At 56.2% G+C, this 1,334-nt stretch carries 1 rRNA gene; it reads right to left on the bottom strand.

Annotated features, from left to right (window positions below):
• Positions 1 to 1,334, bottom strand: a 23S ribosomal RNA gene (locus U1R88_RS35510); the annotation flags it as partial.

The raw sequence follows: 1,334 nt of genomic DNA, 5'->3' as shown, positions 1-1,334 counted from the left end.
CCCCCTCTTAACCTTCCGGCACCGGGCAGGTGTCAGGCCATATTCGTCATCTTACGATTTCGCATAGCCATGTGTTTTTGGTAAACAGTCGCCTGGGCCATTTCTCTGCGCCCCTCGCGGGGTCCCCTTATCCCGAAGTTACGGGGTCAATTTGCCTAGTTCCTTAGCCGTGATTCACTCGAGCACCTTAGGATACTCTCCTCGCCCACCTGTGTCGGTTTACGGTACGGGCCCCCGTGCGCTTGACGCTCGGACACTTTTCTTGCGAGTCTGATTACCTGCGCTGTCGGATCTCCCGAAGGATCTCCGTACTTTCGGATTTCAGTCACCCTACGTCCTTAAACCCCCTATTCCGTCAGGGGGCGGCAGTGCCACTACTCGGTCATGTCCTCGCCTGCACGGCGGGTTGCGGAATATTAACCGCATCGTCATCGGAATCCCCTCTCGGGTTATCCTTAGATCCCGACTAACCCTGGTACGTCTGGCGTTGTCCAGGAAACCTGGGGCTTGCGGTGCGCATGGTCATACATGCGTTGTCGTTACTCATGCCTACATTTTCTTTTCCGGACGCTCCAGCATGGCTCACGCCACACCTTCGGCGCCGACCGGAATGCTCCCCTACCACTCTTAAAAAGAGTCCTCTGCTTCGGCGGCGGTCTTGATGCCCGTTCATCATCCACGCGTCATCGCTCGACTAGTGAGCTGTTACGCACTCTTTAAATGAATAGCTGCTTCCAAGCTAACATCCTAGCTGTCTCTGCGATGTCACCTCGTTCTGTCAACTTAAACCGCTCTTGGGGGCCTTAGCAGGAGGTCTGGGCTCTTTCCCTCTCGCCGCCGGACATTAGCACCCGACGACTCACTCCCGTCCAACACTTCACGGCATTCGGAGTTTGTCAGGAATTGATAGGCGATGAAGCCCTCGCATCCTATCAGTAGCTCTACCTCCGTGAAGCTAAGACGAGGCTGTCCCTAAAGACATTTCGGGGAGTACGAGCTATCTCCCAGTTTGATTAGCCTTTCACCCCTACCCACAGCTCATCCGAGCACTTTTCAACGTAAACCGGTTCGGGCCTCCATCGCCTGTTACGGCGACTTCACCCTGGCCATGGGTAGATCACTAGGTTTCGCGTCTGCTCCGCCCGACTGAACGCCCTGTTCAGACTCGCTCTCGCTTCGGCTCACGCGCCTTAAGCGCTTAACCTCGCCGGACGGAGGCAACTCGTAGGCTCATTATGCAAAAGGCACGCCGTCGCTCCATAGAGAGCTCCGACCGCTTGTAAACGAACGGTTTCAGGGTCTATTTCACTCCCCTGCTCGGGGTGCTTCCCACC

Origin of the sequence: Labrys sedimenti, from assembly GCF_034424805.1 — a bacterium.
GTDB classification, from domain to species: domain Bacteria; phylum Pseudomonadota; class Alphaproteobacteria; order Rhizobiales; family Labraceae; genus Labrys; species Labrys sedimenti.
The sequence above is the reverse complement of the archived record's forward strand: the minus strand, read 5'-3'. Positions and strand labels throughout refer to the sequence as shown.